The following is a 22,765-nucleotide window of genomic DNA, read 5'->3' on the forward strand; positions in this document are numbered from 1 at the left end:
TTAACCTCTCGTCGACTCTTGGTGACCGGCAGCATTGCCGGCAACGCTCTCGGCCAGAATCGCCAGGACCAGTTGCTGGAAATCCAGACCGGCGGCACGGGCCGCCATCGGCACCAGGCTGTGATCGGTCATGCCCGGTGCGGTGTTGACTTCCAGGAACCAGAACTGCCCTTCGGCGTCTTGCATCACGTCTGCCCTGCCCCAACCGGCGATACCCAGCGCTTCACAGGCTTTCGCCGTGAGTTCCATGAGTTCCTGTTCCTTGGCGCTGTCCAGACCGCATGGAATGCGGTACTGGGTATCGTTGGCGATGTACTTGGCGTCGTAGTCGTAGAAGCTGTGCGTCGTGCCCAGGGCAATCGGAGGCAACACCTGGTCACGCAGGGTGGCGATGGTGAACTCCGGACCGTGAATCCATTGCTCGACCAACACTTGCGAATCGTAGGTACTGGCCGCTTTCCATGCGTCGATCAATTCGGACGCGGAACTCACTTTGGCCATACCGATACTTGAACCTTCATGGGCCGGTTTGACGATCAAAGGGAAGCCCAGTTCCGTCGCTGCCGAAATACAATCGGCCTCGCTGCAAAGTACTGCGTGACGTGGCGTCGGAATGCCCAGGCTGTGCCAGACCTGCTTGGTGCGCAGTTTGTCCATCGCCAGGGCCGACGCCAGGATGCCGCTGCCGGTGTACGGAATGCCCAGGCATTCGAGCAGGCCCTGCATGCTGCCGTCTTCACCGCCACGACCGTGGAGGATGATGAAGGCGCGGTCGATCTTTTCGCTCTGCAGACGCTGCAGCAGGTCATCGCCCACGTCGAGGCCGAACGCGTCGACACCGGCACTTAGCAGCGCGTCGAGAACCGCGTTGCCCGACTTCAGGGACACCTCGCGCTCGGCACTCTTGCCGCCGAACAGCACGGCGACGCGGCCGAAGTCTTTCGGCGCGATCGTGGAGACCAGGTTGGCGTAGGCAGCAGTCATTTCAACTTCCCCTTCTCCGGTGCGGCAACGGCACCGGCGAACAACTCACTTTTCAATAGTTTTGGTGCGAGACCGCCGATATCACCGGCGCCCTGGCACAGCAGGATGTCGCCGGCACGCAGCAGCGGCTTGACCACAGGCGCGAGGTCGACACCACGCTCGATGTAGATCGGGTCGAGCTGACCACGCTGACGGATGCTGTTGCACAGTTTGCGGCTGTCGGCTCCCGGAATCGGCTCTTCGCCGGCCGGATAGACCTCCATCAGCAGCAGCACGTTGGCGTCGGCCAGTACATTGACGAAATCGTCATACAGGTCACGGGTGCGACTGTAGCGGTGCGGCTGGTAGACCATCACCAGGCGGCGCTCCGGCCAACCACCGCGCACGGCCTTGATCACAGCCGCGACTTCGGTCGGGTGGTGGCCGTAGTCATCGACCAGCATCACGTTGCCGCCGTCCACCGGCAGTTCGCCGTAGACCTGGAAGCGTCGGCCGACACCCTGGAAGCCGGACAGGCCCTGGACGATGGCTTCATCGCTGACGCCTTCGTCGGTGGCGATGCAGATGGTTGCCAGTGCGTTCAAGACGTTGTGGTTGCCCGGCATGTTCACCGACACGTCCAGCGGCTCGCGGTCAGGGCGCAGCACGGTGAAGAAGGTCTGCATGCCTTGCTGGCGCACGTTGATGGCGCGCACGTCGCAGTCTTCGCCGAAGCCGTAGGTGACGGTCGGACGCTTGACCTGCGGGAGGATTTCACGCACCACCGGATCGTCCAGGCACACCACTGCCAGACCGTAGAACGGCAGGTTGTGCAGGAACTCGACGAAGGTTTTCTTCAGCTTGTTGAAGTCACCGTCGTAGGTCGCCATGTGGTCGGCGTCGATGTTGGTGACCACGGCCACCAGCGGCTGCAAGTGCAGGAAGCTGGCGTCGCTTTCGTCGGCTTCGGCAATCAGGTAGCGGCTGGTGCCAAGCTGGGCATTGGTGCCCGCGGCATTCAGGCGGCCACCGATGACGAACGTCGGGTCCAGGCCACCGGCGGCGAACACCGAGGCGATCAGGCTGGTGGTGGTGGTTTTGCCGTGGGTACCGGCAACGGCGATACCGTGGCGATAACGCATCAGCTCAGCCAGCATCTCTGCACGCGGTACCACCGGAATGCGGCGTTCCAGCGCAGTAGCGACTTCCGGGTTGGACGTGTTCACGGCGCTCGACACCACCAGTACGTCAGCGGCGGCGGCGTTCTCGGCGCGGTGGCCGATGAAGATCTGCGCCCCGAAGGATTCCAGGCGCTCGGTGACCGGGGACGCCTTCAGGTCGGAGCCGGACACGGCATAACCCAGGTTCAGCAGCACTTCGGCGATCCCGCACATGCCCACACCGCCGATACCGACGAAGTGGATGCGACGGATGCGGCGCATTTCCGGTTGAGGCATGGCTTTCTGACTCTCAACCATGGGCCACCTCCAGGCAGCTATCGACGACGTTACGGGTGGCATCGGGTTTGGCCAGGCGGCGTGCCGCGGTAGCCATTTCGTTGAGTCGTTGTGGTTGCATCAGGACCTCTGTCAGGCGAGCGGCAAGATCCGCTGCACCAGTCGTTCTTTGTGGCATCAGGAAGGCTGCGCCTTCACGGGCCAAATATTCGGCGTTGCGGGTCTGGTGATCGTCGATGGCATGGGGCAAAGGCACCAGCATCGAGGGCAGACCGGCGGCGGCCAGTTCACTGATGGTCAGCGCACCTGCGCGACAGACCACCAGGTCGGCCCAGCTGTAGGCTTGGGCCATGTCTTTGATGAAGGGCTGCACCTGCGCCTCGACGCCAGCCGCGCGATAGCGCTCTGCAGTCACTTCATCGTGGTTTTTGCCGGCCTGATGGAACACTTCCGGACGCAAATCGGCAGCGACTTGCGACAGGGCTTCAGGCAGCAACTTGTTCAACGGCTCTGCGCCAAGGCTTCCGCCCAGGATCAGCAAACGCGCCTTGCGACCGGCCAGGGCAGGTCGCGATGTCTCGAGGAACAGCTCGGTGCGCACCGGGTTACCGGTGGTCCGGCGGCTGTCCGACAGGGTAAAGGTGTCGGGGAACGCTTCACAGACTCGGGCGGCCAACGGCACCAGCAACCGATTGGCGGTACCGGCCACGGCGTTCTGTTCATGAACGATCACCGGCACACCGGCCAGTTTGGCTGCGACACCGCCAGGGCCGGTCACAAAGCCACCAAAGCCCACGACGCAGACCGGTTGCAGACGGCGAATGATCGTCCGTGCCTGCCAGACCGACTTGAACAACATGAACGGTGCCTTGAGCAGGGACAATTTGCCCTTGCCCCGCAGACCGCTGGCGTTGATCCGGTGCAGTTCGATGCCGGCTGCCGGCACCAGATCGTTCTCGATGCCACGCGGGGTGCCGAGCCAGTGCACGGTATAACCGCGCGCCTGGAATTCGCGGGCACAGGCCAGCGCCGGGAACACGTGGCCCCCGGTGCCGCCAGCCATGATCATCACGTTAGCGCCCATGGTGCGGCTCCTCGGCGAAGTCGCTCTCATGGAACTCCATCTCCTCGCTGCCCAGGTGGGTTCGACTTTCCCACTCGATGCGCAGCAACAAGCCGAGACAGGCACAGCAGATCACCAACGAACTGCCGCCGTAACTGAGGAACGGCAGGGTCAGCCCCTTGGTCGGCAACAGGCCGACGTTCACGCCGATGTTGATCAGGAACTGGCCGATCCACAGGAACGACAGGCCGTAGGCAACATAGGCGGCGAAGAACTGCTTGGCCTTCTCGGCCCACAGTCCGATGTACATGCCACGAATACACACGAAGACAAACAGTGCCACGGTGCACAACGAACCCACCGCGCCCAGCTCTTCGGCCAGGACCGAGAACACGAAGTCAGTGTGGGCCTCAGGCAGGTAGAACTGTTTCTGCACGCTGTTGCCCAGGCCAACGCCCAGCCATTCGCCGCGACCGAAAGCGATCAATGCCTGGGACAACTGATAACCGGCACCGAACTGGTCGGCCCACGGGTCGGCGAAGTTGGTCAGGCGCGCCATCCGATACGGCTGCATTTGAATCAACAGCACCACCGCGCCGACGGCCAGCACCACCATCAGGGAGAAACGGAACAGCCCGACGCCGCCAAGGAACAGCATTGCCGCCGCCGCCCCCATCATCACGACGGTGGCACCGAAGTCCGGCTCCATCAGCAGCAGACCCGCCATCGGCAACAGCACGATGAACGGCTTGAAGAAGCCCATCCAGCTTTCACGCACTTCTTTCTGGCGACGCACCAGATAACCGGCGAGGTAGATCACCACGAACACCTTGGCGATCTCGGAAGGCTGGACGTTGAAGAAACTGAAGCCGATCCAGCGCATCGAGCCGTTAACCTCGCGGCCGATCCCCGGAATGATCACCATGATCAGCAAGCCGAAAGCACCCAGCAACATCAGCCAGCCCAGGCGCTGCCAGGTGGCGATCGGGATCATCATGGTGACGATGCAGGCACCCAGGCCCAGCACCACGTAAATAAGGTGGCGGATCATGTAATACAGCGCGCTGCCCGACTGCACGGCCGCCACTTCGGTCGATGCCGAGGCAATCATGATCAGTCCCAGGCCGAGCAGCGTCAGGCAACCGGCGAGCATCGGGAAGTCGAGGTCGATACCGCGCCCGGTGATGAGCGGCGATGGATACGGCTTGATGATGCCTTTGAGGCTCATGCCAGATCCTCCACGGCTTGGACGAACTGGTGACCACGGTCTTCGTAGTTCTTGAACATGTCGAAGCTGGCGCAGGCTGGTGACAGCAGCACCACGTCGCCCGGCTGGGCGGCGGCGCGGCATTGTTCGACGGCTTCGACCAGGGAAGCGACGCGGATCAGCGGAACGGCGTCGCCAATGGCGTCGCCGATCTTGTCCGAGTCGCGGCCCATCAACACCACGGCGCGGCAGTTGGCCGCTACCGGATCGCGCAGGTCCTTGAACTCGGCACCCTTGCCATCACCACCGGCGATCAGCACGACCTTGCCGTCGATGTCCGCGCCCAGGCCTTCGATGGCGGCCAACGCGGCACCGACGTTGGTGGCCTTGGAGTCGTTGTAGTAACCCACGCCATCAAGGTCGCGGACCCATTGGCAGCGATGCTCGAGACCGGCGAAGGTGCGCAGGCTCGACAGCATGGCATCGAACGGCAGGCCGACCGCATGGCCCAAGGCCAGGGCCGCCAAGGCGTTGGACTGGTTGTGGGCGCCACGAATCTTCAACTCACGCACCGGCATCAGGTTCTGGAATTCGAAGGCCAGGTATTTCTCGCCGTCTTCTTCACGGATGCCGAAGGCTTTGAAGTCCGGTTTGCTCAGACCGAAGGTCCAGCACGGTTGGCCCTCACCCATCAACGGACGGCTCAGGGCATCCTGGCGATTGACCACAAACTGTCTGGCACCACGGAAGATCCGGTGCTTGGCCAGGTGATAGGCCGGCAGACCGCTGTAACGGTCCATGTGGTCTTCGCTGACATTGAGCACGGTCGCCACTTCGGCGTTGAGTTGATCGGTGGTCTCCAGCTGGAAACTCGACAACTCCATCACGTACAGCTCGACGTCGTCGCGCAGCAGATCCAGGGCCGGTGTACCGAGGTTGCCACCGACGGCAACGCGCTTGCCCGCCGCCGCTGCCATTTCGCCGACCAGGGTGGTGACGGTGCTTTTCGCGTTGGAACCGCTGATGGCCACGATCGGCGCCTTCGCGTTACGCGCGAACAGCTCGATGTCACCGGACAATTTCACGCCACGGGCGGCGGCGGCCTGCAGGGCCGGGGTCGCCAGCGCCAGGCCGGGGCTCACGTAGAGCTCGTCGGCGCGGCACAGGAATTCGACGTCCAGCTCGCCACAACGCACTTCCACGTGCGGATAGTCACACTTGAGCGTGGCCAGTTCCGGTGGATTTTCCCGCGTATCGGCCACAGCAAACGCCACGCCCCGGTTCGCCAGGAAGCGAACCAGGGACATGCCGCTCTTGCCGAGGCCGACAACGATGCGGAAGTGGTCAGAAGCGATCAGAGACACGAGTTTCTACCTCAGCTTCAGGGTGGCAAGGCCGATCAGCACGAGAATCACGGTGATGATCCAGAAACGGACGATCACTCGTGGCTCAGGCCAACCCTTGAGTTCAAAGTGGTGGTGAATGGGCGCCATGCGGAATACGCGGCGACCGGTCAGTTTAAAAGAGGCGACCTGAATGACCACTGACAGGGTTTCCATCACGAACACGCCGCCCATGATGAACAGGACGATTTCCTGACGGACGATCACCGCGATGGTGCCCAGGGCCGCGCCCAGCGCCAGTGCGCCGACGTCACCCATGAAGACTTGTGCCGGATAGGTGTTGAACCACAGGAAGCCCAGACCGGCGCCAATCAGTGCGCCGCAGAACACGATCAGTTCGCCCGCGCCCGGTACATAGGGAATCAGCAGGTATTCGGCGAACTTCACGTTACCCGACAGGTAGCAGAAAATGCCCAGGCCGCCGCCCACCATCACCGTCGGCATGATCGCCAGGCCGTCGAGGCCGTCGGTCAGGTTGACCGCGTTGCTCGAACCGACAATCACGAAATAGGTGAGGACGATGAAGCCTGCGCCCAGTGGAATGCTGTAGTCCTTGAGCATCGGCAGGATCAGCGTGGTTTCCACCGGCGTGGCGGCAGTCATGTAAAGGAAGATCGCCGCGCCCAGGCCGAACACCGATTGCCAGAAATACTTCCAGCGGCTTGGCAAGCCACGGGAGTTTTTCTCGATCACCTTGCGGTAGTCGTCGACCCAGCCGATGGCGCCGAACAGCAAGGTCACCAGCAGTACGACCCAGACGTAACGGTTGCTCAGGTCAGCCCAAAGCAGGGTACTGACGCCGATGGACGACAGGATCAGCGCACCGCCCATGGTCGGTGTGCCCGACTTGGACAGGTGCGACTGCGGGCCGTCATTGCGAACGGATTGACCGATCTGACGGTTCTGCAAAGTGCGGATCATCCACGGGCCGTAGCACAGCGACAAGACCAGCGCGGTCAGTACACCGAGAATCCCGCGCAGGGTCAGGTACTGGAAGACCGCGAAGCCTTTGTAGAACTGTTGCAGATACTCCGCTAGCAGCAGCAGCATTAATGTTTCTCCAGGCTGGACCCGCACAAGGCGGCGACGACGTTTTCCATCGCAGCGCTGCGCGACCCCTTGATCAAAATGGTGGTGTTTGTGTCTTGCTCGGCGCCCAGGGCATTGATCAGTTCAGCCTGCGTGCTGAAGTGAAAAGCCTCTGGACCGAATGCCTTCACGGCGTGAGCCATCATTGGCCCGACGGCGTACAGCGCGCAAACCTTGCCACGGGCGTACTCGCCCACGTCGCGGTGCCCCTGCTCCGCCCATTCGCCCAACTCGCCGATATCCCCGAGCACCAGGACGGTGCGACCGGAAAAGCCGGCCAGTATATCAACGGCAGCGCACATGGAGGTGGGGTTGGCGTTGTAAGTGTCATCGATCACGCGCATGCCATTGCTGGCCAATTGCGCGACAGTGCGGCCCTTGACCGGTTGCACCGCACCAAGACCGGTGGCGATACCGAACAGCGACACACCCAGGGCATGGGCGGCAGCGGCGGCGGCCATGGCATTGGCGACGTTATGGGTGCCGAGCAGGTTCAGTTGAACGCGCTCTACACCTTCAGGGCTGTGCAGATTGAATGCCGGGCAGCCACGGGCATCGGTGGCCAGGTCACTGGCGTAGAAATCGGCACTGGTGTTGCTCAATGCAAACGTCAGCACCTTGCGAGCACCGGCACGCGTCTTCCAGATACCGAATGCCTTGTCGTCGAGATTGAGCACTGCGACGCCATCGGCCTCCAGCCCTTCGATGATCTCACCCTTGGCTTCGACGATTTTTTCCGGGCCACCGAACTCGCCGACGTGGGCGGTCCCGGCATTGTTGAGAATGGCCACGTGTGGTTTGGTCAGGCCAACGGTGTAGGCAATTTCACCGAGGCGCGATGCACCGAGTTCGATCACTGCCGCCGTATGCTCCGGCGCCAGTTCGAGCAGGGTCAGCGGCACACCGAGGTCGTTGTTCAGGTTGCCACGGGTCGCCAGTACCGGGCCACGGGTGCGCAGGATGCTCGCCAGCATTTCCTTCACCGTGGTCTTGCCGCTCGAACCGGTGACAGCCGCGACCGGATGGGTGTAGGCGGCGCGATTGAGCGCGCCCAACTGCCCGAGTGCCTGACGAGTATCGCTGACCAGTAACTGCGGCAGTGTGCTGCCGGCGACTTCGCGCTCGACCAGCGCGGCCACGGCGCCCTTGGCAGCGACTTCATTCAGATAATCATGACCATCGAAGCGCGGACCGGTCAGGGCAATAAACAGCTGACCCGGCTTGATGGCGCGGCTGTCGATGCTGACGCCGTCGAAACCGGCATCGGTCGACACCAGGCGAGCATTCAGCGCGCCGGTCAGCTCGCTCAGTTGCAAGGCCTTAAGCATGGGCCACCTCCCATGCGGTCAAGGCATGATCGGCCTCGACCAGATCGGAAAAGGCATGACGCTCGCCGTTGATTTCCTGATAGTCCTCGTGACCTTTGCCGGCCAGGACAATCACGTCATCCACCGAGGCACTGGCGATCAGGCGGGCAATCGCCTGACCACGACCGGCAACGAACTCCACTTTATCCACAGCCGTGAAACCGGCGCGGATGTCATCGAAAATCACCGATGGATCTTCAGTGCGCGGGTTGTCATCGGTCACCAGCACGCCATCGGCCAGGCGCTCGACCACTTCGGCCATCAACGGACGCTTGCCGCGATCGCGGTCACCGCCACAGCCGAACAGGCACAGCAACCGACCCTTGGCGTGTGGACGCAGGGCCGTCAGGACTTTTTCCAGGGCATCCGGGGTGTGAGCGTAATCGACTACCACCAGGGGTTGAGTGCCGCCGCCGAGGCGCTGCATGCGACCGGCCGGGCCTTCGAGCTTCGGCAGCACCTTGAGAATTTCGTCCAGTGCGTAATCCAGGCCAAGCAAGGCGCCAACCGCTGCAAGCACGTTGCTCAGGTTGAAACGGCCGAGCAAGGTACTGCGTAGATGGTGTTCACCCTGCGGCGTGACCAGCGTGGCGCGCACGCCTTCGTCGTCGAACTGCGCTTCACGGCAATAGAGGTAGGCACTGCTGTCGAGCAGGCTGTAGGTGATCAACCGCGATTCACGTTTTTCAGCAGCCAGTTGCCGCCCGAAGTCGTCGTCGAGGTTAACCACCCGGCATTTCAGATCGTCCCAGGCGAACAGCCTGGCCTTGGCTTCACCGTAGGCCTGCATGGTGCCGTGGTAATCCAGATGATCGCGAGACAGGTTGGTCATCACCGCCACGTCGAAGGCCAGTGCCGTCACGCGGCCCTGGTCCAGACCATGGGAAGAAACTTCCATCGCCACGGCTTTGGCACCGGCTTTTTTCAGGTCGCCCAGCGTCGCCTGCATGGCAATCGGGTTCGGCGTGGTGTGCAGGCCGCTTTCCAGTGCACCGTAGAAACCGCAACCGAGGGTGCCGACGATGCCGCAGTGCTGACCAAGCAGATCCAGCGCCTGGGCAACCAGTTGAGTGACACTGGTTTTGCCGTTGGTGCCGGTCACGCCGATCAGGTTCAGATGATGGCTTGGCTCGCCATAAAAACGTCCGGCGATGTCCGACAACTGAGCGGCCAGCCCTTTGACCGGAATCAAGGGAACCTCGGTGATTGGCAGCACAGTGGCGCCCTCCACCTCATAGGCCACCGCAGCCGCGCCGCGTTGCAAGGCGTCGGCAATGTGCGCACGCCCATCGAATTTCCCGCCCGGCACGGCGAGGAACAGATCGCCCGCTCGCACGTTGCGGCTATCCAGGGCGAGCTCGCGAATCAGTAGATCGTGGCCGGCGTGAGGGAAAATCTTGTTCAGGCTCAGAGACATCAGCCGCGCCCTCCATTGGCTTTCAGCGGAACGACCGGTGTTGCGTTCGCTTGTTGAGTAGGTGGCAGGTTGTCCGGGGTGATGTTCATCAGGCGCAGGGTGCCCGACATCACGCGGCTGAACACCGGCGCGGAGACCAGGCCACCGAAGTAGCCGGCTTTGGTCGGTTCATCGATTACGACCACGATGGCGTAGCGTGGATCGCTCATCGGGCCGAAACCGGCGAACAGCGAACGGTAGGAGTTCTCGGCGTAACCCTTGGTGCCAACCGAGGTTTTACGCGCAGTACCCGACTTGCCACCCACGTGATACGCCGGCACCTGCGCACGGAACACACCGCGCGGGGCTTCGATCACTTGTTGCAGCATGGTTTGCATGGTTTTCGCGACAGCTTCTGGCAATACCTGCGTGGTTTGCGGTGCCTTGTCGGTCTTGATCAGGGTCAGCGGCGCGAGGCGGCCGTTGTTGGCCAGGGCCGAGAAGGCGTGGACCAACTGGATCGCGGTCACGGAAATACCGTAGCCATAGGACAGCGTGGCGGTTTCCGCCTTACGCCATTCGCGATAATTCGGCAGGTTGCCAACGCGTTCACCCGGGAAGCCCAGGCCGGTGTCCTGGCCGAGGCCGAGTTTCTGCGCCAGACGGAAAATGGTTTCGCCGCCGATATCGAACGCGACCTTGCTCATCCCGACGTTACTGGAGTTGATCAGGATGCCGGTCAGGTCGAGCACCGGGCCTTCGGTCTTGGAAACGTCCTTGATGGTGTACTTGCCAATCTGCAAGGAGCCCGGATACACCTCGACGGTGTCGCTCGGTTTCCAGCGACCGGTTTCGATGGCGGCGCTCATCGAGATCGCTTTCATGGTCGAACCCGGCTCGAACACGTCGATCATCGCGCGGTTACGCATCATCGCCGGCTGCAGGCTGCGACGGTTGTTCGGGTTGTAGGTCGGCTGGTTGACCATCGCGAGAATCTCGCCGGTCTTCACGTCCATGATCACCAGGCTGCCGGCCTTGGCGCCGTTCTCGATGATCGCGTTACGCAATTCGCGGTTGGCCAGGTATTGCAGGCGCAGGTCAATGGACAACGCCAAGGGCTTGCCGGCCTTGGCGTTTTTGGTGACCTGGACATCCTTGATCAGCCGGCCGCGCCGGTCCTTGATCACCTGACGCTTGCCGGGAACCCCGGCCAGCCATTCGTCGTAGGCCAGTTCGACGCCTTCACGACCATGATCGTCGATGTCGGTAAACCCGACCATATGGGCGGTGACTTCGCCGGCAGGATAAAAGCGCCGGAACTCTTCGATGCCATAAACACCCGGCACTTTCAGATCGAGCACAGCCTGGCCCTGCTCCGGGGTCAGCCCGCGCACCAGATAAATGAATTCTTTGTTGGCCTGGGCTTCGAGTCGTTCGGCCAGGGCTTTAGGGTCCTGCCCCAAGGCAGCCGCCAGTGCCGGCCACTTCTCTTTGGCCGTTTGCATTTCCTTGGCATTGGCCCAAAGGGTGGTGACCGGAGTACTCACGGCCAAAGGCTCGCCGTTACGGTCGGTGATCAGGCCACGGTGAGCCGGAATCGGAATATGACGAACACTACGGGCATCGCCCTGACCTTTAAGGAAGGCACGGTCGACCACTTGCAAATCGATGATGCGCCAGGCAATCGCGGCCACCATGATGCCGAGCAAACCCAGCACCAGGCGGAACCGCCAAGGAAAGAGTGCACCTTCGAGTTTCATCATGGCGCCACCATCTTCACGTCAGCGGCACCGGGGATGTGCATTTTCAATTGTTCGGTGGCCAGCACTTCGATACGGCTGTGGGCGGTCCAGGTGCTCTGCTCCAGAATCAACCGCCCCCACTCCGCCTGCGCCTTGTCGCGCACGCTCAATTCGTTGTACAGCGAATTCAATAGTTGACGGTTCCAGTGCGCGCTGTAGGACACGCCGATGGCCGAAACGAGCACGCCGACAAACAGCAGCAGCATGAAGAAGCTTCCGCCGGGCAATGGCTTGGCGAAAAGCTTGCTCACCGCAGCTTCTCCGCCACACGCATGACTGCGCTTCGCGAACGTGGGTTGGCTTTGAGTTCGGCGTCAGAGGCCGTCTGCGCTTTGCCATGGACTTTGATTTTCGGTTCGAAGGCGACATGCCGAACCGGCAGGTTGCGCGGCAGGTTGTCGGCTTCGCCTTTCACCAGCTTGCGCATGAACAGTTTGACGATACGGTCTTCCAGCGAATGGAAGCTGATCACCACCAGGCGACCGCCCACTTCCAGGCACTCCAGCGCGGCTTCGAGACCGGTTTCCAGATCACCCAGTTCGTTGTTGACGTGAATGCGCAGGCCCTGGAACGCGCGGGTTGCGGGGTTCTTGCCCTTTTCCCATGCCGGGTTGGCGACCTTCAGGACTTCTGCCAGGTCACCGGTGCGTTCGAATGGCTTGATGTCGCGGCGCTCGGCCACGGCACGGGCCATGCGGCCGGAGAAACGCTCTTCGCCGTATTCCTTGAACACCCGGGCGATTTCTTCCACAGGTGCGGTGTTGACGAATTCGGCGGCGCTGATGCCACGGGACGGATCCATGCGCATGTCCAGCGGGCCGTCGTTGAGGAAGCTGAAACCGCGCTCAGGGTCGTCGAGCTGTGGCGAAGACACGCCCAGATCCAGCAGAACACCGCTGACCTTGCCGGCCAGACCGCGTTCGGCGACTTCCGAACCGAGCTCGGCAAAGCTGCGCTGCACAACGACAAAGCGGCCGTCTTCGGCCGCTAGCGTCTGCCCGGTGGCAATCGCTTGTGGATCTTTATCGAATCCGAGCAAGCGACCATCGGGACCGAGCTGACTGAGGATCAACCGGCTGTGCCCGCCGCGCCCGAACGTACCGTCCAGATAGCAGCCATCAGGACGTACGGCGAGAGCCTCGACGGCTTCGTCAAGCAGTACGGTGATGTGGTTAAAGCCGCTATCAATAGTCACAGGATCAAATCACGCAGTTCATCAGGCATCGCGCCCGGTTGTTGAATAGCAGCCAGGTCAGCGGCAGAAACCGCGTTCCAGGCATCCTCGTCCCACAATTGGAACTTGTTCAGTTGGCCTACCAACATCGCGCGCTTATCCAACTTGGCATATTCACGAAGACGCGGCGGAACCAGAAAACGACCACTGCCATCGAGCTCGAGATCGACGGCATTACCAATCAGTAAACGTTGCAGGCGGCGGTTCTCTTCGCGAAGCGAAGGCAGTGCGCGCAATTTGGTTTCAATAATTTCCCACTCATCGAGGGGGTAAACACACAAACAAGGATCAACGGCATCAATTGTCACGATCAATTGACCGGAACTACGCGAATCAAGCTCGTCACGGTACCGGCTCGGCATTGCGAGACGGCCCTTTGCATCGAGACTGATAGCGTTGGCTCCGCGAAACACGTCAGCGTTTCTCCAAATTCTAGCGTTTTGAGTTCAAAAAACCCACTTCATGCCACTTTCCGCCACTTGCGCACACTATAGGAATGCGCCCACCACACCGTCAAGGCGCGGATTAAAGGAAAACCCTTACAGAACTGAGATTTAGGATCATTAGCGGAGGGGTAGCGAGAATCCGGCACATGAAACTGCCCGATAACTTGAATCAGCGCAGGAGGCTGCGTTCGGAAGTTAAAGTATTTTATTAAGAGTAAGATTTTTTTGGTATTACAAAAGAGGTTCTGCGGATGAATGTGTAAGGAGAGAAACCGGTGCTGCGTGGAGTTTATGCGATTCCTACAAGCGCGGGCTAATCGATATCACAAAACCGCTTCTCCCGACGCTTGTGCAAGGAGGGAAATTGCTATCACCATTCCCCTTGCTCAATGATTTAAGCAGGAGGGAGAAAAAGGTGGAGAGTCGATCTGTAAGCCGGGTTCTGTCTTGAACAGTCATTCGTCTACGATGGCCATCACTGGACATCTTTAGCAACCTACCCGGTCCCAGCGCGGGCCACGCCTTGGGACCCTATTTGGTCTTGCTCCAAGTGGGGTTTACCTAGCCACGAACTGTTGCCAGACGTGCGGTGCGCTCTTACCGCACCTTTTCACCCTTACCGGCGCCGAAGCGCTTAGGCGGTTATTTTCTGTGGCACTTTCCGTAGGCTCACGCCTCCCAGGCATTACCTGGCACTTCGCCCTATGGAGCCCGGACTTTCCTCCCCCCCCTAATTTTCATAGAGGGCAGCGACTGTCCGATCGACTCTCCGCCGCGAAGGTTACCGGCAGAGCGCCCGAAGAACAAGCGTTAAGCGCCGGTGCGCACGCCTGCGCGTCGGGTTTTACTCGCCCTTCTGCTTATCCAGCGCGATCTGGTACAGCACATTCTTTCGTTCACCGGTGATTTGCGCCGCCAAAGCCGCCGCACGCTTGAGCGGCATTTCTTCGAGCAACAAATTGAGGATACGCATCGCCTCGCTGCTGACAGCGCCCTCCTCCTCGGGGGCAGACCAGCCCGCCACCAACACTACGCACTCGCCGCGCTGCTGATTGCCGTCCGACTCGACAAACTCGCGCAGCTCGGCCAAAGGCAGCCCCTTGAGGGTTTCAAACGTCTTGGTCAGCTCACGGGCAAGCAGTGCCGGGCGCTCGGAGCCGAACACCAGCTCCATGTCTTGCAGGCATTCAAGGATGCGATGCGGGGCCTCATAGAAGATCAATGTGCGAGGTTCTTCCTTTACCTGCTCGAGACGCGCTCGCCGGCCCACAGCCTTGGCCGGCAGAAAACCTTCGAAAATGAAACGGTCGGAAGGCAGCCCCGCCGCCGACAACGCCGCAATCAGGGCGCAGGCACCCGGAACCGGCACCACATTGATCCCCGCAGCCCGGGCCTGCCGCACCAGGTGATACCCCGGATCGGAAATCAGCGGCGTTCCGGCGTCAGAGATCAATGCCACGTTGTCACCGGCAAGCAGACGCGTGATAAAGCGACTACCTTCATCCCGCTCGTTGTGTTCATGACAGGCGGCCAATGGCGTCGAAATGCCGAAGTGTTGCATCAAGCGCTGGGAATGACGGGTGTCTTCCGCGGCGATCAAGGCCACTTCACGCAGAATCTTCAGCGCCCGCGCACTGATGTCATCCAGGTTGCCGATGGGCGTCGCCACCACATAAAGCGAGCCAGCAGCGGAATTCAAAGCACCTGGAGCAGTCAAAGCGCACACCTCATGATCGGTAAAAGTCGCCATTGTAGCGCGTAGCGACGCTCATGCTACGCGCATGCAATCGCGCCATCGGCGAGCGTTTGTGCGCTGGCGCAACATTTACACCAGCTAAATTGATCGATTCACGCCAGTAACATCGCGCCCCGGCCAGTGCTTGGGTACAATTCCACGCTAATTTGATCGAGTATCAGGAACGCTTACATGATCGCTTGCCTGCGGCTGTTATCTGCCCTCTGCCTCGCTGCCTTGCTGGCAGCTTGCGCCAGCTCGCCCTCGTCCAGCCTTGGCGAACTACCACGGACACCGGACGCCAGTATCGAGCAACTGCTTGAGAAGGCCGCCCAAAGCAAATCTGCGGAAGATGCCGCCCTTCTGCGCTTGAGCGCTGCCGACCTGGCCTATCGCCAGGGCAATGCCGGCCAGTCCGCGCAAATCCTGCAACAGGTCCCGGTCGAGCAGCTCAAGCCGGGCCCGCAGATTTTCGCCAACACCCTGGCGGCTGAACTGGCCATGACCCGCAATCAGCCCAAGGCCGCACTGGCCGCCTTGAGCCACCCAAGCATGCAGTACTTGAGCGAACTGCCCGAGGAACAACAGGTCCGCACCGGCACTGTTCACGCCCGCGCCCTGGAGGCCGATGGCCAGACCCTCGCCGCCGCTCGCGAGCGCATTTCCATTGCCCCGATGCTTGAAGGTGAAGCCGCGAGCAAAAACCATGAAGCGATCTGGACCCTGATCGCCTCGCTGCCGACCGAGCAGTTGCAGCCGAACGCCAGCGACGATCTCGGTGGCTGGATGGCCCTGGCCCTGGCGGTGAAATCCGCCGGCACCCTGGAGCAGCAACAGGCCGCCATCGACAACTGGCGCGCGCAGAATCCGAAACACCCGGCCGCCCTTCAATTGCCGCAGCCACTGACCCAACTCAAGGAACTGGCCAGCCAGCCCCTGAGCAAGATTGCCCTGCTGCTGCCTCAGGAAGGCCAGTTGGCCTCGGTTGGCAAAGCATTGCGCGACGGTTTCATGGCTGCCCACTACCAGGCACAACAGGCCGGGCAGAAACCACCTGCCATCGAGTTTTATGACAGCTCGCGCCTGACATCCATGGACGAGTTCTACCGCAAGGCCCAGGCCGATGGCGTGCAACTGGTCGTCGGCCCGCTGGAGAAGCCGCTGGTCAAACAGCTGAGCACTCGCCCGCAACTCCCGATCACCACCCTGGCACTGAACTACAGCGAAGGCGATCAGGGCCCGGCGCAGTTGTTCCAGTTCGGTCTTGCCGCTGAAGACGAAGCCCGTGAAGTGTCGCGCCGCGCTCGCGCCGACGGCCTGCATCGCGCAGCCATCATGGTGCCGAAAGGCGAATGGGGCGATCGCGTACTCAAGGCGTTCAGCCAGGATTGGCAAGCCAATGGCGGCACCATCGTTGCCACCGAACGCGTCGACCAACCGGTCCAGCTGGCCCAGCAGATTGCCGACATGTTCCAGCTGCGCCAGAGCGAAGGTCGCGCCAAGAGCCTGCAAAGCACTGTTGGCTCGCAAGTGGCAGCCCAGCCGTCGCGCCGCCAGGACATCGAATTCATCTTCCTCGCCGCCACGCCGCAACAGGCCCAACAGATCAAGCCGACCCTCAACTTCCAGTACGCGGGCGATGTACCGGTCTACGCCACCTCTCACGTGTTCAGCGCCAGCGGCGACGTCAACCAGTACAACGACATGAACGGCATTCGTTTCTGCGAAACACCCTGGCTGCTGGACGCCAACGACCCACTGCGCCGCCAGGTCACCGCCCAGTGGCCACAAGCCGCCGGTAGCCTGGGGCGTCTGTACGCCATGGGCGTGGACGCCTATCGACTGGCGCCGCGCCTGGGCCAGCTCAAGTCTCTGCCCGACAGCCGCATCGACGGTGAGTCGGGCAGCCTCGGCATGACTCAGAGCCAGCGGGTCGTGCGCCAGTTGCCATGGGCCCAGTTCGCCAATGGTCAGATCCAGCGCCTGCCGGACACCGCCCGCTGATGCCTGACAGGTCACGCCAGCAAAGCGGTATGGATGCCGAGCGCCACGCGCTCGAGCATCTTCAACAACAGGGTCTGCGCCTGCTGGCGCAGAACTGGTTGTGCAAACGCGGCGAGCTTGATCTGGTCATGCTAGATGGCGATACAGTAGTATTCGTTGAGGTCCGCTACCGAAAAGACACTCAATGGGGTGGCGCGCTCGATAGCATCGATGAGCGCAAACGGCAAAAGCTGATTTTCGCCGCGCAATATTTTCTTCAGCGCGAGTCGCGCTGGGCCAATTCCCCTTGCCGCTTCGACGTGATTGCCATCGACAGCCATCTCGATCAGCTGAACTGGCTACAGAATGCCTTCGATGGCTGATCACCGGCATCACGAACCGGACACTATCACCCAACACTTTTGCTCTTTGCTTTGCGGGCTGCACATTCACGTGCCGAACAGCCGCGCTAATTAAGGTCACACAGATGGACATGCAATCCCGAATTCGCCAGCTTTTTCAGGCCAGTATCGACACCAAGCAACAGGCGATGGAAGTTCTTGCACCGCACATCGAGCAAGCCAGCCAGGTCATGGTCAACGCCCTGCTCAACGAAGGCAAAATGCTTTCCTGTGGCAACGGTGGCTCAGCCGGCGACGCCCAGCACTTTTCGTCCGAGCTGCTCAATCGCTTTGAGCGCGAGCGCCCGAGCCTGCCGGCCATCGCCTTGACGACTGACAGCTCGACGATCACCTCAATCGCCAACGACTACAGCTACAACGAAATCTTCTCCAAACAGATCCGCGCACTGGGCCAACCGGGCGATGTGTTGCTGGCTATCTCCACCAGCGGCAACTCGGCCAACATAATTCAAGCGATCCAGGCCGCACATGATCGCGAAATGATTGTCGTAGCATTGACGGGACGTGATGGCGGCGGCATGGCGTCGCTGCTGTTGCCCGAGGACGTGGAGATTCGCGTACCGGCCAACGTCACCGCTCGTATTCAAGAAGTCCACCTGCTGGCGATCCATTGCCTTTGCGACTTGATCGACAGCCAATTGTTCGGGAGTGAAGAATGACCCCTAATCGCCTTGGCCTACTGGCCTTGACTCTGTGCCTCGGCATCAGCGGTTGCACCTCGGTGGTGACTGCCAGCCGTGAAGCACCCATTGAAGATGACCGCGGCACTCGCACACTGGGCAGCAAGATCGACGACTCCCTGATCGACACCAAAGTTGGCGTGAACATCGCCAAGGCCGACCCGGCCCTGGACAAGGACTCGCACATCGTCGTCACCAGCTACAATGGTGTCGTGCTGCTCGCCGGGCAAACGCCACGCGCAGACCTCAAGGCCAAGGCTGAACAGGCTGCCGCCGCGGTCCAGCGCGTGAAGCAGGTGCACAACGAGTTGCAAGTCATGCCCCCTTCCTCGCTGCTGGCGCGCCAGAATGACACCTGGCTGACCACCAAGATCAAGACCCAGATGCTCGCTGACGCGAACATCCCTGGTTCGCGCATCAAGGTCGTCACTGAAAACGGCATCGTCTACTTGCTGGGCCTGCTGACCAAACAGGAAGCTGCGCAGGCGACCAACCTGGTGCAAGGCGTCTCCGGCGTGCAGAAGATTGTGAAGCTGTTCGAGTACATCGACTGATCCACATCTTGTAGGAGCGAGCTTGCTCGCGAAAAACGTCCGGTGAATGCGCTCATTCAGACAGCCCGCGTCATCGTTCACGCCCATCGCGAGCAGGCTCGCCCCCTACATCGTTTGAAGGTGGTGAAGTAATAAAAAAGGCGATCCATCCGGATCGCCTTTTTTATTACTTCACCACCTTCAAACTGGGGCGACCGCTTGGACGCGGTGGCTCGCTGTCTGGTGGCGGAAGGTCGTCATCCGGCTCGATGTCGTCGTCCTCGCCCATCGGCGATTCCAGATCGAACACCATGCCCTGGCCATTCTCCCGGGCGTAGATACCCAGGATCGATGCGATAGGCACGTACAAGGTGTGCGGCACACCACCAAAGCGCCCCTCGAAACTGACCGCCTCGTTATCCATGTGCAAGTGGCGCACGGCTTGTGGCGATACGTTCAGGACGATCTGGCCGTCACTGGCAAAGCCTTGAGGCACCTGCACCGACGGATACTCGGAATTGACCAGCATATGCGGGGTGCAATCGTTGTCCACAATCCACTCATAGAGCGCGCGGACCAGATAAGGTCGACTGGAGTTCATAGCGGCTCCTTAAGCCTTAGCGCATGTCGCGTTCGACACCAGACAGACTCGCCTGGAAAGCCTCACGCGCAAACTGGCGCTCCATATAATCAAGCAGCGGCTTGGCCGGCCGCGGCAGTTCTATACCCAGAATCGGCAATCGCCAGAGTATTGGCAATAGGCAGCAGTCCACCAGGCTTTGTTCCTCGCTAAGGAAAAATGGCTTGTCGGCAAACAGTGGCGACACACCCGTCAGGCTTTCGCGCAACTCTTTGCGAGCCACGGCACGGGCTGCTTCCTTGGTCCGCGAATCCAGAATCAGATCCACCAGACCACACCAGTCGCGCTGAATGCGGTGTATCAGCAGGCGACTGTTGGCACGCGCCACAGGATAAACCGGCAGTAGCGGCGGGTGCGGGTAACGCTCATCCAGATATTCCATCACCACGGTCGACTCCCACAACGCCAGGTCTCGATCGACCAGGGTTGGCAAGCTGCCGTAAGGGTTCACCTCAATCAGTTTAGGTGGCTGGCGCCCAGCTTCCACGTAAATGATCTCGGCGCTGACACCCTTCTCTGCCAGTACGATGCGCACTCGGTGGGAATAGTGGTCGGCGGGGTCGGAGTAACAGGCCAACCGATTGGTCACGCCCATGGCGATCCTCCTCGCTTGTAGAAATTATCGAAAGCGGAAAAACGAGCGCGCCCAGAGGGCGCCTCCCGTAACGACTGGATCACCAGTTTCGCTACCTATTCAGAGGCGCCCTTGGGCGCGCGCGATTAACAGCAATAGCTTGAAGCTTTATCAGTGCACGTCTTTCCAGTATTCGCGCTTGAGCAGGTAAGCGAATACGAAGAAGAACGCCAGGTACAACAATACGTACGTACCGATGCGCTGATGTTGCAGCTTAACCGGGTTAGCCGAGTAAGCCAGGAAGGTTACCAGATTCTTGACCTTCTCATCGAACTGCTCTTCAGTCAGAGCACCGCTTTTCGGCACAATGGTCAGCTGATCGCACGCTTCATGAGTCAACGGCGTGCCGGTCAGCGGATCATATTGCTTCTTGCCGCCTTCGACGATCGGAACCTGTTTGCATCCCACTACCTGGCGACCTTGCAGGCCGGCCAGGACGTTAGGCATGCCCACGTTCGGGAAGACCTTGTTGTTCACGCCCCATGGGCGCGAAGGATCTTCGTAGAACGACTTCAGGTAACCGTAGAGCCAGTCGGTGCCGCGAACACGGGCAACCAGGGTCAGGTCCGGCGGTGCGGCACCAAACCAGGCCTTGGCGTCCGCTGGCAGCATGCCGATGTTCATGTGGTCGCCGATCTTGGCGCCAGTGAACACCAGCTTCTCCAGCATCAACTCATGGGGAATACCCAGGTCGTCGGCAACACGCTCATAGCGCTGGAACTTGGCACTGTGGCAACCCATGCAGTAGTTGGCGAACGTGCGTGCGCCGTCCTGCATGGCTGCCTTATCGGAAACGTCGATGTCGACTTTTTCCAGCTCAGGACCACCGTGTTCGGCTGCGAAAGCGAACACTGGCAGCGCAGCAAGCATCAATACAGCAAATAGTTTTTTCATCAGCCAGTCACCCTTTCCGGAACCGGTTTGGTCTTCTCGAGCCTGGTGTAGAACGGCATCAGAATGAAGTAGGCGAAGTACAGGAAGGTGCATACCTGCGACAGCAACGTACGACCTGGCGTCGGCGCCAGCACGCCCAGAACACCGAGGATCACGAACGAGATGCAGAACACGACAAGCCAGATCTTGCTCAGCCAGCCCTTGTAGCGCATGGACTTGACCGGACTACGGTCGAGCCACGGCAGCACGAACAGCACAGCGATGGCCGCACCCATGGCGATAACACCCAGGAGCTTGTCCGGAACCGCACGCAAGATCGCGTAGTAAGGCGTGAAGTACCAGACCGGCGCAATATGCTCAGGCGTCTTGAACGGGTTGGCCTGTTCGAAGTTCGGCTTCTCGAGGAAGTAGCCGCCCATTTCCGGGAAGAAGAACACGATCGAGCAGAAGATGAACAGGAACACCACCACACCGACGATATCTTTCACGGTGTAGTACGGGTGGAAGGCGATGCCGTCCAGCGGTATGCCGTTTTCGTCCTTGTGCTTCTTGATGTCCACGCCGTCCGGGTTGTTCGAACCGACTTCGTGCAACGCCAGGATGTGCAGCACCACCAGACCGAGGATGACGATCGGCAAGGCAACCACGTGCAGGGCGAAGAAGCGGTTCAGGGTAATGCCGGAAATCAGGTAGTCACCACGAATCCACTGGGTCAGGTCGTTGCCGATGACCGGGATCGCACCGAACAGCGAGATGATCACCTGGGCACCCCAGTAAGACATCTGGCCCCACGGCAGCAGGTAACCCATGAAGGCTTCGGCCATCAGCGCCAGGTAGATCAGCATGCCGAAGACCCACACCAGCTCGCGCGGCTTCTGGTACGAACCGTAGAGCAGGCCACGGAACATGTGCAGATAGACCACGATGAAGAACGCCGAAGCGCCGGTGGAGTGCAGCAGACGCAGGATCGAGCCGTACTCGACGTCACGCATGATGTATTCAACGGAGGCAAACGCCTCTTCCGCCGACGGGGTGTAGCTCATGGTCAGCCAGACACCGGTAACGATCTGGTTGACCAGAACGAGCAATGCCAGGGAACCAAAGAAGTAGAAGAAGTTGAAGTTTTTCGGAGCGTAATACTTGCTGAGATGGTCTTCCCACATCTTGGTCGCGGGAAAGCGCGCATCAACCCAATCCATGAACTTGCTCATCACGCTTTCTCCGTATCGACGCCAATGACAATGATCTCATCGGTCTCATAGGAATGCGGGGGAACTGGCAGGTTCAAAGGCGCAGGTTGCGACTTGTAGACGCGGCCAGCCAGATCGTAGTGGGAACCGTGGCAGGGACAGAAATAACCGCCTACCCAGTCTTTACCCAGATCCGCAGGTGCCACTTCAGGACGGAAGGTCGGCGAGCAACCCAGGTGCGTGCAGATACCGATCAGCAGCAGAACCTCAGGCTTGATCGAACGGGTTTCCGGATCAACGTAAGTCGGTTGTGTCGAGCTCTTGGAGGTCGGGTCAGCGAGCTGGCCCTCGATTTTCTTCAGGTTCCCCAGGATTTCCGGTGTACGGCGGACGATGAACACCGGCTGACCGCGCCACTCAGCAATCATCTGCTGGCCTGGCTCGACTTTGCTGACATTCACTTTCACCGGTGCACCAGCGGCTTTCGCCTTGGCACTGGGAAACCATGACCCCACGAACGGGACCGCAGCCCCCACCGCTCCTGCAGCACCCACCACGGATGTGGCTGCTACCAAGAAGCGACGCCGGCCTGTATTCACGCCGTCATTGCTCATTCAGTCCTCTCCC

Annotated in this window: 22 protein-coding genes and 1 other RNA gene; 4 read left to right on the forward strand and 19 right to left on the reverse strand. The window is 60.7% G+C overall.

The window, feature by feature from the left end:
* From BSF40_RS13790 to rsmI, 14 genes are all read right to left on the reverse strand, one after another.
* Positions 1-984 (reverse strand): D-alanine--D-alanine ligase, encoded by a 984-nt coding sequence (locus tag BSF40_RS13790; protein WP_095965530.1) that lies wholly within the window; start codon positions 982-984, stop codon positions 1-3.
* Positions 981-2,441 carry a UDP-N-acetylmuramate--L-alanine ligase gene (murC, locus tag BSF40_RS13795; RefSeq protein ID WP_007989894.1) on the reverse strand — a complete coding sequence of 487 codons (1,461 nt, stop codon included), beginning with the start codon at positions 2,439-2,441 and terminating at the stop codon, positions 981-983. Before murC ends, BSF40_RS13790 begins: the two co-directional genes overlap by 4 nt.
* Entirely contained in the window at positions 2,434-3,504 is a 1,071-nt protein-coding gene (gene murG / locus BSF40_RS13800) for an undecaprenyldiphospho-muramoylpentapeptide beta-N-acetylglucosaminyltransferase (RefSeq protein WP_095965531.1), read from the reverse strand. Before murG ends, murC begins: the two co-directional genes overlap by 8 nt.
* Entirely contained in the window at positions 3,494-4,711 is a 1,218-nt protein-coding gene (gene ftsW / locus BSF40_RS13805) for a putative lipid II flippase FtsW (RefSeq protein WP_095965532.1), read from the reverse strand. Before ftsW ends, murG begins: the two co-directional genes overlap by 11 nt.
* Positions 4,708-6,054 carry a UDP-N-acetylmuramoyl-L-alanine--D-glutamate ligase gene (gene murD, locus BSF40_RS13810; RefSeq protein WP_095965533.1) on the reverse strand — a complete coding sequence of 449 codons (1,347 nt, stop codon included), beginning with the start codon at positions 6,052-6,054 and terminating at the stop codon, positions 4,708-4,710. The genes ftsW and murD overlap by 4 nt, the downstream gene beginning before the upstream one ends.
* A 6-nt stretch (positions 6,055-6,060) precedes the next feature.
* On the reverse strand, positions 6,061-7,143 hold the full coding sequence (gene mraY, locus BSF40_RS13815) for a phospho-N-acetylmuramoyl-pentapeptide-transferase (RefSeq protein ID WP_015096766.1): 1,083 nt from the start codon (positions 7,141-7,143) through the stop codon (positions 6,061-6,063).
* Positions 7,143-8,510: a UDP-N-acetylmuramoyl-tripeptide--D-alanyl-D-alanine ligase gene (murF, locus tag BSF40_RS13820; RefSeq protein ID WP_095965534.1), complete on the reverse strand. Its 1,368-nt coding sequence runs from the start codon at positions 8,508-8,510 to the stop codon at positions 7,143-7,145. Before murF ends, mraY begins: the two co-directional genes overlap by 1 nt.
* The gene (locus BSF40_RS13825; protein ID WP_095965535.1) at positions 8,503-9,966 is read right to left on the reverse strand and encodes a UDP-N-acetylmuramoyl-L-alanyl-D-glutamate--2,6-diaminopimelate ligase; all 1,464 of its coding nucleotides are present in this window, start codon (positions 9,964-9,966) and stop codon (positions 8,503-8,505) included. The genes murF and BSF40_RS13825 overlap by 8 nt, the downstream gene beginning before the upstream one ends.
* A complete protein-coding gene (locus BSF40_RS13830; protein WP_172435711.1) occupies positions 9,966-11,705 on the reverse strand; it encodes a penicillin-binding protein 2 in 1,740 nt (579 codons plus the stop codon). The genes BSF40_RS13825 and BSF40_RS13830 overlap by 1 nt, the downstream gene beginning before the upstream one ends.
* A complete protein-coding gene (gene ftsL / locus BSF40_RS13835; protein WP_007998257.1) occupies positions 11,705-11,998 on the reverse strand; it encodes a cell division protein FtsL in 294 nt (97 codons plus the stop codon). Before ftsL ends, BSF40_RS13830 begins: the two co-directional genes overlap by 1 nt.
* The gene (rsmH, locus tag BSF40_RS13840; RefSeq protein ID WP_007972589.1) at positions 11,995-12,942 is read right to left on the reverse strand and encodes a 16S rRNA (cytosine(1402)-N(4))-methyltransferase RsmH; all 948 of its coding nucleotides are present in this window, start codon (positions 12,940-12,942) and stop codon (positions 11,995-11,997) included. The genes ftsL and rsmH overlap by 4 nt, the downstream gene beginning before the upstream one ends.
* Positions 12,939-13,394, reverse strand: coding sequence for a division/cell wall cluster transcriptional repressor MraZ (mraZ, locus tag BSF40_RS13845; protein WP_007917012.1), 456 nt, complete (start codon positions 13,392-13,394; stop codon positions 12,939-12,941). The genes rsmH and mraZ overlap by 4 nt, the downstream gene beginning before the upstream one ends.
* A 448-nt stretch (positions 13,395-13,842) precedes the next feature.
* An RNA gene (rnpB, locus tag BSF40_RS13850) (RNase P RNA component class A) lies at positions 13,843-14,196 on the reverse strand.
* 75 nt (positions 14,197-14,271) lie between these two features.
* Positions 14,272-15,177 (reverse strand): 16S rRNA (cytidine(1402)-2'-O)-methyltransferase, encoded by a 906-nt coding sequence (gene rsmI / locus BSF40_RS13855; protein ID WP_172435706.1) that lies wholly within the window; start codon positions 15,175-15,177, stop codon positions 14,272-14,274.
* 177 nt (positions 15,178-15,354) lie between these two features.
* Between rsmI and BSF40_RS13860 the strand changes: the two genes are divergently transcribed.
* From BSF40_RS13860 to BSF40_RS13875, 4 genes are all read left to right on the forward strand, one after another.
* Positions 15,355-17,166, forward strand: a complete 1,812-nt coding sequence (locus tag BSF40_RS13860) for a penicillin-binding protein activator (protein WP_095965537.1) — start codon at positions 15,355-15,357, stop codon at positions 17,164-17,166.
* On the forward strand, positions 17,166-17,528 hold the full coding sequence (locus BSF40_RS13865; protein ID WP_095965538.1) for a YraN family protein: 363 nt from the start codon (positions 17,166-17,168) through the stop codon (positions 17,526-17,528). Before BSF40_RS13860 ends, BSF40_RS13865 begins: the two co-directional genes overlap by 1 nt.
* 104 nt (positions 17,529-17,632) lie before the next feature.
* Positions 17,633-18,226 (forward strand): phosphoheptose isomerase, encoded by a 594-nt coding sequence (locus BSF40_RS13870; RefSeq protein WP_007972584.1) that lies wholly within the window; start codon positions 17,633-17,635, stop codon positions 18,224-18,226.
* Positions 18,223-18,801: a BON domain-containing protein gene (locus BSF40_RS13875; RefSeq protein ID WP_095965539.1), complete on the forward strand. Its 579-nt coding sequence runs from the start codon at positions 18,223-18,225 to the stop codon at positions 18,799-18,801. The genes BSF40_RS13870 and BSF40_RS13875 overlap by 4 nt, the downstream gene beginning before the upstream one ends.
* Positions 18,802-18,967: 166 nt before the next feature.
* Here BSF40_RS13875 and BSF40_RS13880 read toward each other — a convergent pair whose 3' ends face one another.
* The 5 genes from BSF40_RS13880 to petA form a co-directional block, all read right to left on the reverse strand.
* The gene (locus BSF40_RS13880; protein WP_007972582.1) at positions 18,968-19,381 is read right to left on the reverse strand and encodes a ClpXP protease specificity-enhancing factor; all 414 of its coding nucleotides are present in this window, start codon (positions 19,379-19,381) and stop codon (positions 18,968-18,970) included.
* Positions 19,382-19,397: 16 nt separating this feature from the next.
* Complete coding sequence (locus BSF40_RS13885; RefSeq protein ID WP_007972581.1) at positions 19,398-20,015, reverse strand: glutathione S-transferase N-terminal domain-containing protein; 618 nt, start codon at positions 20,013-20,015, stop codon at positions 19,398-19,400.
* A gap of 150 nt (positions 20,016-20,165) precedes the next feature.
* Positions 20,166-20,948, reverse strand: a complete 783-nt coding sequence (locus tag BSF40_RS13890; RefSeq protein ID WP_095965540.1) for a cytochrome c1 — start codon at positions 20,946-20,948, stop codon at positions 20,166-20,168.
* Complete coding sequence (locus tag BSF40_RS13895; RefSeq protein WP_095965541.1) at positions 20,948-22,159, reverse strand: cytochrome bc complex cytochrome b subunit; 1,212 nt, start codon at positions 22,157-22,159, stop codon at positions 20,948-20,950. The genes BSF40_RS13890 and BSF40_RS13895 overlap by 1 nt, the downstream gene beginning before the upstream one ends.
* Complete coding sequence (gene petA / locus BSF40_RS13900; protein ID WP_095965542.1) at positions 22,159-22,752, reverse strand: ubiquinol-cytochrome c reductase iron-sulfur subunit; 594 nt, start codon at positions 22,750-22,752, stop codon at positions 22,159-22,161. The genes BSF40_RS13895 and petA overlap by 1 nt, the downstream gene beginning before the upstream one ends.
* Positions 22,753-22,765 lie beyond the last annotated feature (13 nt).

This window comes from Pseudomonas sp. ACN5, from assembly GCF_002303975.1.
In the GTDB taxonomy this organism is placed as follows: Bacteria; Pseudomonadota; Gammaproteobacteria; order Pseudomonadales; family Pseudomonadaceae; genus Aquipseudomonas; species Aquipseudomonas laurylsulfatiphila.